The organism is Escherichia sp. HH41S (assembly GCF_009820115.1).
Lineage (GTDB): Bacteria > Pseudomonadota > Gammaproteobacteria > Enterobacterales > Enterobacteriaceae > Escherichia > Escherichia coli_F.
In genome coordinates, this window is record NZ_VNXE01000015.1 from 215878 (window position 1) to 230697 (window position 14820).

At 51.9% G+C, this 14820-nt stretch carries 12 protein-coding genes; 3 read left to right on the forward strand and 9 right to left on the reverse strand.

The window, feature by feature from the left end:
* Positions 1 to 118 precede the first annotated feature (118 nt).
* The 4 genes from FQZ95_RS04235 to FQZ95_RS04250 are packed head-to-tail and all read right to left on the reverse strand — an operon-like array spanning position 119 to position 4771.
* Complete coding sequence (locus tag FQZ95_RS04235) at positions 119 to 1012, reverse strand: carbamate kinase (protein ID WP_032183532.1); 894 nt, start codon at positions 1010 to 1012, stop codon at positions 119 to 121.
* Positions 1009 to 1824 carry a DUF2877 domain-containing protein gene (locus FQZ95_RS04240; RefSeq protein WP_032183530.1) on the reverse strand — a complete coding sequence of 272 codons (816 nt, stop codon included), beginning with the start codon at positions 1822 to 1824 and terminating at the stop codon, positions 1009 to 1011. Before FQZ95_RS04240 ends, FQZ95_RS04235 begins: the two co-directional genes overlap by 4 nt.
* Positions 1825 to 1834: 10 nt before the next feature.
* On the reverse strand, positions 1835 to 3094 hold the full coding sequence (locus FQZ95_RS04245; protein ID WP_032183528.1) for a DUF1116 domain-containing protein: 1260 nt from the start codon (positions 3092 to 3094) through the stop codon (positions 1835 to 1837).
* Between the two features lie 9 nt (positions 3095 to 3103).
* Positions 3104 to 4771, reverse strand: a complete 1668-nt coding sequence (locus FQZ95_RS04250) for an acyl-CoA synthetase FdrA (RefSeq protein ID WP_032183527.1) — start codon at positions 4769 to 4771, stop codon at positions 3104 to 3106.
* A gap of 316 nt (positions 4772 to 5087) precedes the next feature.
* Between FQZ95_RS04250 and allD the strand changes: the two genes are divergently transcribed.
* The 3 genes from allD to allE are packed head-to-tail and all read left to right on the forward strand — an operon-like array spanning position 5088 to position 8190.
* On the forward strand, positions 5088 to 6137 hold the full coding sequence (gene allD, locus FQZ95_RS04255; RefSeq protein ID WP_032183526.1) for an ureidoglycolate dehydrogenase: 1050 nt from the start codon (positions 5088 to 5090) through the stop codon (positions 6135 to 6137).
* A gap of 21 nt (positions 6138 to 6158) precedes the next feature.
* Positions 6159 to 7394 carry an allantoate deiminase gene (allC, locus tag FQZ95_RS04260; RefSeq protein WP_160529909.1) on the forward strand — a complete coding sequence of 412 codons (1236 nt, stop codon included), beginning with the start codon at positions 6159 to 6161 and terminating at the stop codon, positions 7392 to 7394.
* 10 nt (positions 7395 to 7404) lie between these two features.
* The gene (gene allE / locus FQZ95_RS04265) at positions 7405 to 8190 is read left to right on the forward strand and encodes a (S)-ureidoglycine aminohydrolase (RefSeq protein WP_000540941.1); all 786 of its coding nucleotides are present in this window, start codon (positions 7405 to 7407) and stop codon (positions 8188 to 8190) included.
* A gap of 128 nt (positions 8191 to 8318) precedes the next feature.
* Here the strand turns inward: allE and glxK are convergent, their stop codons facing one another.
* From glxK to glxR, 5 genes are all read right to left on the reverse strand, one after another.
* Positions 8319 to 9464, reverse strand: coding sequence for a glycerate 3-kinase (gene glxK / locus FQZ95_RS04270; protein WP_160529910.1), 1146 nt, complete (start codon positions 9462 to 9464; stop codon positions 8319 to 8321).
* Positions 9465 to 9485: 21 nt separating this feature from the next.
* A complete protein-coding gene (locus FQZ95_RS04275) occupies positions 9486 to 10787 on the reverse strand; it encodes a uracil/xanthine transporter (RefSeq protein WP_148048135.1) in 1302 nt (433 codons plus the stop codon).
* 56 nt (positions 10788 to 10843) lie between these two features.
* Positions 10844 to 12205 carry an allantoinase AllB gene (gene allB, locus FQZ95_RS04280; protein WP_000006898.1) on the reverse strand — a complete coding sequence of 454 codons (1362 nt, stop codon included), beginning with the start codon at positions 12203 to 12205 and terminating at the stop codon, positions 10844 to 10846.
* Between the two features lie 60 nt (positions 12206 to 12265).
* Positions 12266 to 13720, reverse strand: a complete 1455-nt coding sequence (locus tag FQZ95_RS04285) for an allantoin transporter (protein ID WP_160529911.1) — start codon at positions 13718 to 13720, stop codon at positions 12266 to 12268.
* A 168-nt stretch (positions 13721 to 13888) separates the two neighbouring features.
* Positions 13889 to 14767, reverse strand: a complete 879-nt coding sequence (gene glxR / locus FQZ95_RS04290) for a 2-hydroxy-3-oxopropionate reductase (protein WP_000765839.1) — start codon at positions 14765 to 14767, stop codon at positions 13889 to 13891.
* Positions 14768 to 14820: the final 53 nt, after the last annotated feature.

A 14820-nucleotide genomic window follows, 5' to 3' on the forward strand; every position in this document is an offset into this window, starting at 1 on the left:
CTGGTACTCATATTCCTGCCGGATGCGGCGTGAACGCCTTATCCGACCTGCGGAAGCGGTGATATTTCCAGGTCGGATAATCAGCATCGCATCAGGCACAAATACCGAATGCCTACGACTAAAGCGAAATACAGGTCCCCGCTTCGCCCGCCAGCGTCTCTTCAATCCGCGATAACGCCCCAATCCACGCAGGTTTACCACGGCTTCTGACATAACCACTCACCGCCGTTACCTTCGGTCCCATCGCCCCATCGGCTTTGGCAAATGGCGCTAACTCATCCGGTGTGGCATGGCGAATGGCGCGTTGCTGCGGCGTTCCCCAGTTTTCATAAACCGCGTCAGCATCGGTGAGGATCACCAGTCCATCGGCATTAATCTGCTCGGCAAGCAACGCCGCGGCGAGATCTTTATCAATCACAGCTTCACTCCCTGCTCCGTCATCCGTCACCGGAACACCGCCGCCGCCACTGCAAATCACCACATGCCCCTCTTTGAGCAACAACTCGATGGCTTCACTGTCGAGAATTTTACGCGGTTGCGGAGACGCCACCACCCGGCGTAAATATTTACCATCACGTTTCATCTGCCAGCCATAAGCCGCTTCCAGTGCCTCTTGTTCTTCTGGCTGATAAACCGGACCGATAAACTTCTCTGGCTGCAAAAACGCCGGATCATCAGGCGAAACTTCAATGCGCGTCAGCACCGTCGTGACAGGCGGCATCTGCGGCTGTGCGCTCAAGCTCTGCGCCAGCATATAGCCAATCATCCCCTGGCTTTCCGCCACCAGCACATCCAGCGGATACGGTTCTACCTCTTTCCACGCCAGATTCTGTAACGCCAGCAGCCCCACCTGCGGTCCGTTGCCGTGAACAATCGCCAGCCGATAAGAACGGGCCAGGCACGCCAGCGCGGGAACAGCACTGGCAATATTGCGATATTGATTTTCTGCCGTCAGCGCTTCGCCGCGCTGGAGTAAGGCGTTGCCCCCAAGAGCCACAACCAGTGTTTTCATGGTGTTCCTTGTAATAATTGTTGACCAAGCCAGAACCCCAGCAGCGTATCTGCCCCTGACGTATGCCCCAGCGCCAGCAGCGAATCAATCGCCACAGCAGTACGTTTCGTGCAACTCAGAGCATGAACAAAGTGCAGGAGTGGCGAGGCGAAATATCCGTGCGCGGCATAACGTAAATAATTAACGCTCACCGCTGTGGTAACGAGTTGAAGATTGTCGGAACAGGCAAAAAACGGGCGACCGGAGCGCGCATCTAAAGCGCCATAATACCAGGCTGCCAGCAGCATTCCCGTTAGCGTGTCATCATGACTCGGCGTTAATCCCGGCCCTTTACCCAGCCAGTGCCGCCAGTCGGTCTTAACACCAGTGAGCGCGGCCTGAAAACAGTGGCGAAACTGGCGTAATTCAGCAGGCAGCGGATCGCCTGCCGCCAACGCCAGTGGCCCGAAAAGCCCGGTTTCCTCCGCGCGTTGCATCCATGTAGCTGCAAGCGGTTGAGGATGCGCAGGCGGCGTAATACGTAGCAAACAATAACGCTGTGGCTGTTTAACCGTGAAACGACCGAGGCGAATCCCTTGAGCCATAACCTGTGGTCGTTCATTGCCGCATAATCCACCGCATAACGCATCGAATTGCGCGCGGCGAAGCACCCATCCTCCGGGACCGAAACCACTACCCTGACGATGCAGCGTTAACAATTCACCGCTTTCCGTCATCAGGTTAATCGCCCGCCGCCACACGCCCGCTAACCGCCAGGACTGGCGATAATTCGGTGCACTACGGCTGGCAAGCAGAGGATGGATGATCGTCATTGCGCGTTCCTCAACCAATCCCCATGCTTTCAGCCAGAGCTTCCAGCGCCTGTTCAAAGCACGCCAGCGGTGCCCGCACAGTACCTGCACCAATCTGCCCGATCCCCGCCTCTTTATGGGCGATACCCGTATTGATGAGTGGTGTAATACCGGTTTCTACCACGCGACGAATATCCAGCCCCAGACACGCGCCCTGGAAATCCCAGCCAGGGATCTGCAACTGCATATTGCGCTCAAGGAAGATTTCTGCCATCTCTTCAGATACAGCTCTGGCTGCTTCCATACCACCTGCACCGACAAAGCGTGTTACGCCAGGGGCGGCGATCATTGCCGCACCACCGATACCAAAGGTTTCGGTAATCGCGCTATCGCCCATATCCGGGTTCGCCTGCTCCTGCGAGAAGCCGGTGAAAAACAGACCTTGGGGAGTGTTTACAGGCGCAGTAAACCAGCGTTCGCCCAGCCCGCTGACCCGAATCCCGAACATATTGCCGTTGCGGGTCATTGCCGTGACGATGCTGCCTGCGCGGATCATCGCACCAGCATCCATCGCCGCCTTGCAGTAAGCCATCGCGAGGTTAAGGAAGAACTGATCGGTCACGCTGAGGAAATCCATCACTTCCGCAATGTGCTGTTTATCATGATCGAGGCGAGCAATTTGTGGGGCCAGCGCACGCATTAACAGTGCTGAGGAAGCAATATTGCGTTGATGGAATTCATCGCCCATCGTAATGCCCTGCGCCATCATCGCGGTGAGATCGATACCGCGCTCCATGCGCCCCAGCGCCGCGCTTAATACCGGCATTAACACATCACGCATCCAGCGATGGCGAGTCAGGACATCTTCGCCGTAAGCGCCAAAACGCATCACTTTACCGATACCTTCGTTGAGGTTGCAGTACGCCCGGTTACCGTCGGTCACGTTCTCGACCACCAGCATCGGCATACTGGCAGAAGTAATTCCGCCCATTGGCCCGACAGCATTCACATGGTGACAAGGAATGAAGTTCACTTCCCCCTGCTCCAGTATTGCCAGCGCCTGCGCTTCATCTTTCACCCAGCCTTCGAACAGACATGCGCCCACGCACGCCCCTTTCATGGGGCCGGTCATCTCCTGCCAGCGCATCGGCGGCCCGGCGTGAAGCAGTGTTTTACCCTGATTTAATTCATTAATGAGTGAAGAAGCCGGTTGCACATCCAGCCAGTGTGGACGAGCGCGACGAATTTGTTCGATAACCGCAGCATTGGCTTGCGCCACTGATGTAAACATGGGAACCCCTTATTGCAAACGTTCTAATAAACGAGCCAGTTTTTTATTGCCGCCGGCGACTGGCGACCATTGGTAATGCACAACCGGTTTGTTGGCGCTTTGTAGCTCCAGCGCAAAGCTGCGTAATCCGATGTTAATCACGGCGACGTTTTCCAGTAATGACGGTGTATGTTGCTGTGCGGCAGGCGAGAGCGGATGAATTAACGCCGCCGCCAGCAAGGTGGCTTCCGGCAGCGAACTCACTACCGTGATCCCCGCATCTTCCAGCGTGGCGATTTGTTGCGAGCGGCATTGCGGGTCACGTTCAGTGCCTGTCACTGTGGCAATGGCATACAGTGGTTGATTGTCTGAACGCGCGGCACAGGCTTTTTGCCAGGCGCTTACCAGCGAGGCTGCAGGATCGGCAGTCGCACCGAAGCCAATCACCACATCAAGCAGCAATACGCGCACTTGCGGTTTAGCGCCGAGATCGGCAATTAACTGGTTGCGTAAGGTTGGGTCGATCATCGGATGGGGACGCCCGACGGTGTAGAAATCATCGCCGAGGTCAATGATCTGGTGACCATCGGCGTCCAGCATCATGCCGTGATGATGGGCATCGTCGGCTACCACGCCAAGATGCCTGGCAAGTAATCCCGCCGCTTCGGCGGCCAGCGTACCGCCGGTATACAAGCCGCAAATAAGTCCGCTGCTGACAGGTGCTATTGCGTTACGTCGCGCCGTAATGCGTGAAAGCAGGCAAGCCAGACGCGCGGCCTCATCCAGCGAGGAGGCAAACCAGACATTTTCGTCGCGGGCCACCGCCGGGATATAACCTAAAAACAGCGCCACCGTTGGTTTGCCGGTTGCTTTCATGGCATTAACAATTTTCAGACGCACAGCTTCGGCAGGTGGTTTTGAAACAAATGCCAGCACTTCGCTTTTCGCATCGGTGCTTAACATTTCCAGCGCCGTTAGCGCACTGATGCCGCCCACTTCACGGCTGAGGTCGCGCCCGCCAAGACCAATCGCGTGAGTAATTCCCTCACCTGCCAGTGCAATCTGCGAACACAGTTCCTGAATCCCGGTACCGGAAGCGCCAATGACGCCAATGTTGCCTTCCGGCATCACGTTAGCAAAAGCCAGCGGCGTGGCGGCAATCATCGACGTACCGCAGTCTGGCCCCATCACCAGCAAGCCTTTTTCCCGTGCGCGGGTTTTAAGTTGGATTTCATCTTCCAGCGTGACGTTATCGGAGAACATCATCACGTTGAGGTTGCGATCCAGCGCCTGATTCGCCAGCTCCGCCGCATACTCGCCAGCCACTGAAATCAGCGCCAGATTGGCATCGGGTAATTTCTGACTGGCACTGTCCCAGCGACGTACCTGCGTCAACGCCTGGCTGCTGCCCGTTCCCTGCGCCAGTTGCTTTAGCGCCTCTTCAAGCTGCTGCATAATCGCCTGCGCGATCCCCGCATCCGCCGCTTCGCTACGAATTGCCACGCAAATATCGTTCGGCGTGGCGTGATTAAAATCGTCATGCCAGAAACCTGTAGTCTCTAGTAACGCTTTATTGGCGGGCGTACCCATCATTACGGTAACATCATCAACATTTTCTGATTCGCTGAGTTTTCGTGAAATAATCATTAAACTGACTGAATCCTGAAAACACCCTTTTTTAATAAAGGCGTGGATCATAACAACTCCTTAAAAATTGCACCCATGGCAATTGCACGAGCAGTGTTAATGTGGCGATTACGGTATCGATGACAACGAGTAAATAAGGTGATGAATATCACACAGACATTATTAACAAAAGAATTCAAATAACCGCCAGACTATTACACGTTATTTTTTAATAAGCATAGTTGTTTTAAAAACCAGGTTAAAAGCGAGCGGATTATCAAATAAATTCTAACTATATTTTTTTGCCTGTCTGGATCACATAATCCAGATATTTTCCCTGTATGTTAATTGCAGTCATGCTTCACACCGTCGTTAAAAAGGAAGACAGATGAAAATCAGTCGGGAAACACTCCACCAGTTAATTGAGAATAAACTCTGTCAGGCTGGGTTAAAACGTGAGCACGCTGCAACCGTGGCTGAAGTATTGGTTTACGCCGATGCCAGAGGGATCCACTCTCATGGCGCGGTGCGCGTTGAATACTACGCAGAGCGCATATCAAAAGGCGGCACCAACCGCGAACCAGCGTTTCGTCTTGAAGAAACCGGACCGTGCTCGGCAATTTTACATGCTGACAATGCCGCCGGACAGGTCGCGGCGAAAATGGGTATGGAACATGCCATCAAAACCGCCCAACAACATGGCGTGGCGGTGGTCGGCATCAGCCGGATGGGTCACAGCGGCGCAATCTCTTATTTTGTGCAGCAGGCAGCCCGCGCCGGATTGATTGGCATTTCGATGTGCCAGTCCGATCCAATGGTGGTGCCGTTTGGCGGCGCGGAAATTTACTACGGCACTAACCCACTGGCCTTTGCCGCGCCGGGAAAAGGCGACGAGATTCTTACTTTTGATATGGCGACTACCGTACAGGCATGGGGAAAAGTGCTCGACGCCCGCTCGCGCAATATGTCTATCCCGGATACCTGGGCGGTCGATAAAAACGGTGCACCAACAACCGATCCCTTCGCGGTTAACGCCCTGCTCCCGGCTGCCGGACCGAAAGGTTATGGCCTGATGATGATGATCGACGTCCTCTCAGGCGTCTTACTCGGCTTACCGTTCGGGCGTCAGGTCAGTTCGATGTATGACGATTTACACGCCGGGCGTAATTTAGGGCAATTACATGTAGTTATTAACCCGAATTTTTTCTCCTCCAGCGAATTATTCCGTCAACATCTTAGCCAGACCATGCGCGAATTAAATGCCATAACCCCCGCGCCCGGTTTTAACCAGGTTTATTATCCCGGACAGGATCAGGATATTAAACAACGCAAAGCCGCCGTCGAAGGCATCGAAATTGTTGATGATATTTACCAGTATTTAATTTCCGACGCGCTTTATAACACGTCATACGAAACGAAAAATCCCTTTGCGCAATAATTGTTGAGACAGGACTTTCTTATGATTACACATTTCCGTCAAGCCATAGAAGAAACGCTGCCCTGGCTTTCCTCTTTTGGCGCTGACCCAACGGGTGGAATGACCCGTTTACTTTATTCGCCGGAGTGGCTGGAAACCCAGCAGCAATTTAAAAAAAGAATGGCAGCAAGTGGGCTGGAAACACGTTTCGATGAAGTGGGGAATTTATACGGCCGCCTGAACGGCAGCGAATACCCCCAGGAAGTGATTCTGAGCGGTTCGCATATTGATACCGTGGTTAACGGCGGTAACCTCGACGGACAATTCGGCGCACTGGCGGCGTGGCTGGCGATTGACTGGCTGAAAACGCAATACGGCGCGCCGCTGCGAACGGTCGAAGTGGTGGCAATGGCGGAAGAAGAAGGCAGCCGCTTCCCGTATGTCTTCTGGGGCAGTAAAAATATCTTTGGGCTGGCGAATCCTGACGACGTGCGGAATATCTGTGATGCCAAAGGAAATAGTTTTGTCGATGCGATGAAGGCTTGTGGATTTACTCTGCCCGCCGCCCCACTGGCTCCGCGTCAGGACATCAAAGCCTTTGTCGAACTGCATATCGAACAGGGTTGTGTGCTGGAAAGTAATGGTCAGTCAATTGGCGTGGTGAATGCGATTGTCGGGCAACGTCGCTACACGGTGACGCTGAACGGCGAATCAAACCATGCAGGCACCACGCCGATGGGTTATCGTCGTGATACGGTTTACGCTTTCAGTCGCATTTGCCATCAGTCAGTTGAGAAAGCGAAAAAGATGGGCGATCCGCTGGTGCTGACCTTTGGCAAGGTGGAGCCGCGCCCGAATACGGTGAATGTAGTGCCGGGTAAAACCACGTTCACTATTGATTGTCGTCATACCGACACTGCCGTGTTGCGCGATTTTACCCAACAGTTAGAAAACGACATGCGGGCGATTTGCGATGAAATGGACATTGGTATTGATATCGATTTATGGATGGATGAAGAACCCGTGCCGATGAACAAGGAGCTTGTCGCCACCCTGACAGAATTGTGTGAAAGCGAAAAACTGAATTACCGGGTAATGCACAGTGGTGCCGGGCACGACGCACAAATTTTCGCGCCTCGCGTGCCGACCTGCATGATTTTCATTCCCAGCATCAACGGGATCAGCCATAACCCGGCGGAACGCACCAATATTACCGACCTTGCCGAAGGGGTCAAAACGTTGGCACTCATGCTTTATCAACTTGCCTGGCAGAAATAAGGAGTTATAAATGGGATATTTAAATAACGTCACCGGTTACCGCGATGATTTACTGGCTAACCGTGCGATTGTTAAACACGGTAATTTCGCGCTGCTAACCCCGGACGGTCTGGTAAAAAATATTATTCCGGGCTTTGAAAATTGTGACGCGACAATCCTGTCCACGCCAAAGCTGGGGGCCTCTTTTGTTGATTATCTGGTCACACTGCATCAAAACGGCGGCAACCAACAGGGCTTCGGTGGTGAAGGAATTGAAACGTTCCTGTATGTGATTTCTGGAAATATCACTGCCGAAGCTGAAGGGAAAACATTTTCCTTAAGTGAAGGTGGCTATCTTTATTGCCCGCCGGGTTCCTTAATGACGTTTGTTAATGCTCAGGCCGAAGACAGCCAAATATTCTTGTATAAGCGCCGCTATGTTCCGGTAGAAGGCCATGCGCCGTGGTTGGTTTCTGGCAATGCCAGCGAACTGGAACGCATTCACTATGAAGGTATGGACGATGTGATCTTGCTGGACTTCCTGCCCAAAGAGTTAGGCTTTGATATGAACATGCATATCCTCTCTTTTGCACCAGGTGCCAGCCACGGTTATATCGAAACACACGTTCAGGAACACGGTGCCTATATTCTTTCCGGTCAGGGGGTTTATAACCTCGACAATAACTGGATCCCGGTGAAAAAAGGCGATTACATCTTTATGGGCGCTTATTCCTTACAGGCCGGTTATGGCGTAGGGCGTGGTGAAGCGTTTAGTTATATTTATTCGAAGGATTGTAACCGCGACGTTGAGATTTAAGTCATACCACTCGCCTGATTATTTTTAGCTATGTTGGATTTTGCCACGGTTTATACCGTGGCTTTTTTTGCGGTAAATTCAGGTAAAAAAAGATGCGATATAAATCGCATCCGCTTTAAAGGTAAGAGTCAGTTTTTAATTCCCTGACCTATTTTAATGGCGCAGGCAATATTTCGCGCACTGTTGAAGAGATTGGTTTCACCGCTGGCGAGCACTTCGGCTAAAGGTGCCAGACGTGGCAAAATGCTGAATACCGCGTCAATGCCGTACTGGTGCACCACTTCCACGCCATCACCCAATACGCCAGCAATCCCAATCACCGGTACATTAAACTGCTTCGCCACCGATGCCACACCCAGCGGCGCTTTACCGCCTGCCGTTTGCGAGTCGATGCGTCCTTCCCCGGTGATCACCAGCGCTGCGCCCTGCACCGCCTGCGCAAGATTGACCGCATTCAACACAATCTCAATACCCGGTTTAATATCCGCATTGAGGAATACCGCCGCCGCAATGCCCATACCGCCCGCCGCGCCGCCGCCCGCCATCTGGCAGACGTTGATTTCAGTTAGCTGTTGTAAAACACGGGCGTAATTTTGCAGCCCCTGTTCCAGCTCTTCGACCATTTCTGGCGTCGCCCCTTTTTGCGGGCCAAACACCGCCGCCGCGCCGCGTGCCCCTACCAACGGATTATCTACATCGCACGCTACTTCAATATGGCAGTTCGCCAGACGCGGATCGCATTCATCCATCTCAATACTTGCCACGCGTGCTAAATTGCCGCCGTTAGCCGCCAGCACCTGACCGTCGGCATCAAGGAAACGCACACCGAGCGCCTGCGCCATGCCCATACCGCCGTCGACCGTCGCGCTACCACCAATGCCGAGAATAATATGGCGAATACCGTTATCCAGCGCATGACGAATCAGCTCGCCAGTGCCATAACTTGACGCCAGCAACGGATTACGCTTCTCAGGCGCGACCAGCATCAGGCCACTTGCCGCCGCCATCTCAATCACCGCCGTTTTCCCGTCGCCGGTAATGCCATAAAAAGCATTCACTGTTTCGCCCATCGGCCCACAGACTTCAAGTGTCACGATTTTGCCGCCCGTCGCTGCGACCATCGCCTCCACCGTCCCTTCGCCGCCATCCGCTATCGGCAAACAGATATAGTGCGCATCGGGAAAGAGGGTCGAAAACCCGGCTTTAATTGCCTGACAACATTTTTCTGCACTTAAGCTCTCTTTAAACGAGTCTGGCGCAATGACAATCTTCATTATCAATCCTTTTTCAAAAAATTATTCGATGCGTTCCCACGGAATAAGATTATCCATAAGAACAGCCAGTAAAATTCCGACCAGTAAGCCGTTACTGAGCAGAGGACGAAGCGTTAATGGAAGGTCTTGCAGATACACAGGCGGTAATGCCATTAAAAATATGCCGACAAATAACGGCAATGCGAGTCGATAAATATTGCGAGCGGTAAACGTGATTTGCTGGCTAAACACCAGCGCGGAAAAGAGTAAAGGCAGATAAGAAACCAGCATGACCGCGCTACTCACTGGTAAGGGGATACTGCAAAACAGTCGCGTGAGTGCCGGAACCAACGCCACCAGCAGGCAAATAACGCTGCCATAAATAAACGATCGTCGCGTATAGTCGCCGGTCTGGGTTAATAAACCAATGGATGAAACGAACGGTGAAAATGGAATTACCGCCAGCGGCACGGTTATCAGCGTCATAAATCCGGTCGCCACAAAGCTGCGACGATAACGCGTATTCCCCGCGCCCTGTTGCGGATAAAAAACATCCGTGCCACGAATCGCACCGTAGGTATTGCTGATATTTACCAGACCTGTAATCACCGCCGTCAGAATAATCCCCGGCGACAAAGCACCGCCACTGCCGAGCGGGAACCACTGCCAGTGCAACTCACCGGAGAGCGAATGCGAAGAAGGAAAGCAAAAGTACCACAACAACCAGCCGGTTATGGTACCGACCAGCAGGCCATAACGGGCAAAACGTTGCGGCAGGAAGATAATCATCGCCAGTACCAGGCACATCACCGCCACCGAGAGCGCGAACGGCGGTAACTGAATTTTAAAATTCGGGTCGGCTATGCCAAACGGCAGCCCGAGCATACCTTTGAAAAAGATAGTGGTCAGCTGCGCGCCCAGCATCAACATAAACAAGACCATCACCGACGGCGTAAATAACCGCGCCAGGCGATGACCTAATCCGCTAAAACCAATCAACATCGTCAGCACGCCAGAAATCGCAATCCCCACCGCCAGACTGGTAGCGATATCGTTGATCGGGGTTCCGCGCGATGCTTCGCCAAGGGTGATAGTAAGGATGGTTCCCCACCACAGGCCGCCCGGACCTTCCATAATAGCGCGACGATGACCGCAGAACGCCTGAGCGAAACAGGCCAGCGCGGTAGCAAGAAAAGCATATTGCGTGAGCGTAAGCAGGCTACTTTGCGGCAACTGAAAAGCCGAAAGTAGCGTAGGAGGAACCACAACCGTGTTGCAAAAAATAAAGAAAAACCACTGAAATCCTGATAACAGGCTTTCACGGCTCACTGCAAAATTGAACATAAACACACCTTAACCGGAGAATGCCCGCCGCAAGGACGGGCATTGCAGGGGCCAGATTACTGCTGATGTTTAAGGATAAATTGACCTTTCGGCGCAACAGGGAAGCCCTGTTCGATGTCGTAAATCACATCACCACGTAAGAGGGTTTTCGTGATACGCGCGCCAATGGTACGGCCAACATACGGGCTGACTTTGTGGCGATATTCCAGATCGTCATTGGTAAGAACATAGCTGCTATTCGGCTGAATGAAGACGAAGTCGGCATCTTTTCCTGGGGCGATACGGCCTTTTTGCTGCAAACCGAAAATATCTGCTGCGTTAGTTGCCATTAATTTGCCGAACATCGGCAGAGACATACCACGTTTCTGTACTGCTTCATCGAACATCACGTCCATGCAGCTTTGCAGACCGGCGATACCGCCCCATGCTTTCATGATGTTACCGGCTTTCATTTCCGGCGGGCATGGAGAGTGGTCGGAAACCAGGCAGTCGATTTCACCGTTAAACAGTTTTTCCCACATGCCTTTCTGGTTTTCCAGATCGCGGATCGGTGGTGAACACTTCGCCAGAGTACCGATTTCTTCGAACTGATCGGTATCCAGTACAAAGTAATGCGGGCAGGATTCACAGGTAACGTCCTGGCCTTCCTGACGCGCACGAGTCACCTCTTCAACACCTTCCGGGCTGCTGATGTGGCAAACGTGCAGACGGCAACCGGCGACTTTCGCCAGGTACAGTACGCGGCGAATCGCTTCCACTTCGGTAAACACCGGACGCGAAGCCACATAGTCATGAGCGGTTACGCGACCTTCGCGCTTCGCTTCTTCGCCCAGTTCGTCACAGATCAGCGCATTTTCGCAGTGCACCAGCACTGGCTGACCCAGTTCGCCCAGCTTCTGCGCACCTTTGAAGAACTGCCAGTCATTGACGTCACGGAAGTCGTTGTCGATACCGCGATCGCCACAGGTCGCAACGAAGCATTTGAAGCCGACAACGCCCACTTCATCCAGCTCATGCAGACGGTCGATGTTGTAAGACACCAGGCCACCGAGTTGCGCCGCATCGATAGTCAGCTTGCCTTTAGCGGCATCAAACTTCAGTTCAATCGATGCGCGGTCAACCGTTGCAGGCAGCTGGTTGAGCGGCATTTCGATCATGGTGGTGATACCCCCTTTTGCCGCTGCGCGAGTACCCGTTTCATAACCTTCCCAGTGGCTACGACCCGGTTCAGAAATATGGGTGTGCGCATCAACCATGCCTGGCGAAACCACCAGACCAGACGCATCCATAACTTCTTTTGCATCGCCCAGATCCTGACCGATAGCAGCAATTTTTCCGCCTTTAACGGCGATATCTACAACGCGAGCTTCGTTTTCTAAAATAACGGTGCCGTTTTTAATGATTAAATCAAAAGACATAACAAACTCCTTGTAAAATACAGATTGGTTTTTTAACTCAATGTTCAATATCGGGATTAATTAACCTGTGACTTTTTGTTCTCCTGTTTTTTCTGCTGCAGTACGTTTCTTTAATAAGGCGTAGGCCGCAAAGGCGACAATAACGCCGACAAACCATGAAACGCGTGATAAAGGCTCCATGAACGGAATAAATTTACCACCGAGAGATAAAATAACGGCGACCAAAGTTACTGAGAACGCGGTAAGGTTAAAGCCGTTATCGTAATATTTGAAATCCCCTGCTGCGGTATACAGTTCATCAAGATTAATTTGTCCGCGCATCACCACAAAATAATGCGCCATCATGACACCAATTACCGGACCCAGCATTCCGCCGATAATATCGAGGAACAGATAAATACTGTCCTGATTTTCCATTAATTTCCACGGGCAGATCAGCAGGCTGATAATACTGGCAATCAGTACGCCGTTTTTATAGGTCAGTTTCGTCGGTGCAATAGCGGCAATCTGATAACCAGCCGGAATAATATTACCGGTGGCGTTAGTGGAGATAGTCGTCATCAGAATAACCAGTACCGCAAAGAACGAGGCAAACAGGCTATCCCAACGCTGAACAATATCCAGCACGTTCCAGGTGTCAGCGCCGTAGTGAATACTGGCTCCGGCAATAATACATACCCCGGCGACCGCAAACAGAATATAGGCCACAACTAAACCCAGCGTTTGCCCCAGCGCTTGCTCACGAAACGAGTAGGCGTTTTGCGTAAAGTCGGATGCGCTCACCGCCGGTGCCGCCCAGACCGCAACTACCGCGTTAATCACCACCAGGAACAGGAAGCCACCGTTTTCTGCTTTCTGAATACCGCTCGGAATGTAGTCAAAGATTGGACCGATCCCGACCAGCGAAATCGCCCAAATCGCCATACCGCCGAAGACAACATAGATACACGGGTTAAGAATGGCGGTGAATTTATTTAAAACTTTGCCACCACCGAAACCGATTCCGACGTTCACCAGCCAGAAGAGTAAGAAAGTGATTAAGCCCGGTAGAGAAAGCCCTAACAGGGTAAAATCACCACCGAGAGTTAAAAATCCCGGCCAGATTTTGCCAATCAGGATCAAGCAAGCCAGCGATCCGGCGTAACATTGCAGGCCAAACCACATAATGGCAGCAATACCGCCTCTTAATAATCCGGGAAACAGTGCACCACGTACGCCGTAAGAAGCACGCAGGATCATGGCAAACGGTACGCCGTATTTACTGCCCGCAGCACCGTTTAATACCATTACCGCGGCAATGAAAAAGGCACTGAGGATAATTGCCAGCATAATACTAAAGGTAGACAAGCCGAGAATAAAAAAGCCGCCAACCATCACATAATTGGGAACGTTATGAACCGAACCCATCCATAAGGTAAAATAGTTAAATGTTTTCCAGGTCCGCTGGCTTTGCGTTTTCGGCAATAGATCTTCGCTATAGCCGCGTTGCTGGAATAGTTTTCTCTGATGTTCCATAAATCCCTCTTAATTTCACGTATCGAATAACGTCTTTTTAATCTAGCTATGAGGAACAAATAAAATAAAAATATTATTTTTAATACTGAAGCAACATCTTTGGCTGCTTTCTTTTTTAATATTGCTGGCCGATTCATTTTCTGATATCGGCCATTTTTATTGCGGGTATCAGGCCAGTTTATGGTTAGCCATTAATTCCAGCGCCTGCACTAACGCAGAGTGATCCAACTGGCTGCCACCGTTTGCCGCACAGGTATTAAACAATTCCTGGCAGGTCGCGGTGTTTGGCAGGTTCAGCGCCAGTGCTTTCGCACTTTGCAGTGCCAGGTTGAGATCTTTCTGGTGCAGCGCAATTTTGAAACCTGGATTAAAGGTGCGTTTAATCATGCGCTCACCGTGAACTTCCAGAATACGTGAGGAAGCAAAGCCGCCCATCAGCGCCTGGCGCACCCGTACCGGATCCGCTCCGGCTTTTGAAGCAAACAGCAGGGCTTCAGAAACCGCTTCAATATTGAGCGCCACGATAATCTGATTTGCCACTTTGCAGGTCTGGCCGTCGCCGTTACCGCCCACGAGGGTGATATTTTTACCGAGCAGTTCAAACAGCGGTTTAACACGTTCAAATACCGCTTCGTCACCGCCAACCATAATCGACAACGTCCCTTCACGCGCGCCGATTTCACCGCCGGAGACGGGCGCATCGAGATAATCACCGCCCAGTTCATTCACCTGACGAGCGAAACGTTTAGTTTCGATCGGGGAAATGGAGCTCATATCAACAATGGTTTTGCCCTTCAGCGAGGCTTTGGTACAACCATTTTCACCAAACAGAACTTCTTCAACCTGTGGCGTATCCGGCACCATAATAAAAATGATGTCCGATGCTTCCGTTACCTGGCGCGCAGTTTCAACACTGACGGCACCCAGTGACAGTAATTCATCAGCAACCGGACCAATGGTTGTGACATGCAGTTGATGACCGGCACGCGCCAGATTAATGGCCATCGGTGTACCCATAATGCCTAAGCCAATAAATCCCAGTTTCATAATTAACCTCTTTTAAATTTCGCTTTTCCTGAATTCAGACAACACGATCCCCT

Excerpts from the sequence above, each read along its gene's own strand:
- allC (WP_160529909.1), top strand. The coding sequence starts at position 6,159 with ATGATTACACATTTCCGTCAAGCCATAGAAGAAACGCTGCCCTGGCTT.
- FQZ95_RS04250 (WP_032183527.1), bottom strand. The coding sequence starts at position 4,771 with ATGATCCACGCCTTTATTAAAAAAGGGTGTTTTCAGGATTCAGTCAGT.
- FQZ95_RS04235 (WP_032183532.1), bottom strand. The coding sequence starts at position 1,012 with ATGAAAACACTGGTTGTGGCTCTTGGGGGCAACGCCTTACTCCAGCGC.
- allD (WP_032183526.1), top strand. The coding sequence starts at position 5,088 with ATGAAAATCAGTCGGGAAACACTCCACCAGTTAATTGAGAATAAACTC.
- glxR (WP_000765839.1), bottom strand. The coding sequence starts at position 14,767 with ATGAAACTGGGATTTATTGGCTTAGGCATTATGGGTACACCGATGGCC.
- FQZ95_RS04285 (WP_160529911.1), bottom strand. The coding sequence starts at position 13,720 with ATGGAACATCAGAGAAAACTATTCCAGCAACGCGGCTATAGCGAAGAT.
- FQZ95_RS04275 (WP_148048135.1), bottom strand. The coding sequence starts at position 10,787 with ATGTTCAATTTTGCAGTGAGCCGTGAAAGCCTGTTATCAGGATTTCAG.
- FQZ95_RS04240 (WP_032183530.1), bottom strand. The coding sequence starts at position 1,824 with ATGACGATCATCCATCCTCTGCTTGCCAGCCGTAGTGCACCGAATTAT.
- FQZ95_RS04245 (WP_032183528.1), bottom strand. The coding sequence starts at position 3,094 with ATGTTTACATCAGTGGCGCAAGCCAATGCTGCGGTTATCGAACAAATT.
- allE (WP_000540941.1), top strand. The coding sequence starts at position 7,405 with ATGGGATATTTAAATAACGTCACCGGTTACCGCGATGATTTACTGGCT.
- glxK (WP_160529910.1), bottom strand. The coding sequence starts at position 9,464 with ATGAAGATTGTCATTGCGCCAGACTCGTTTAAAGAGAGCTTAAGTGCA.
- allB (WP_000006898.1), bottom strand. The coding sequence starts at position 12,205 with ATGTCTTTTGATTTAATCATTAAAAACGGCACCGTTATTTTAGAAAAC.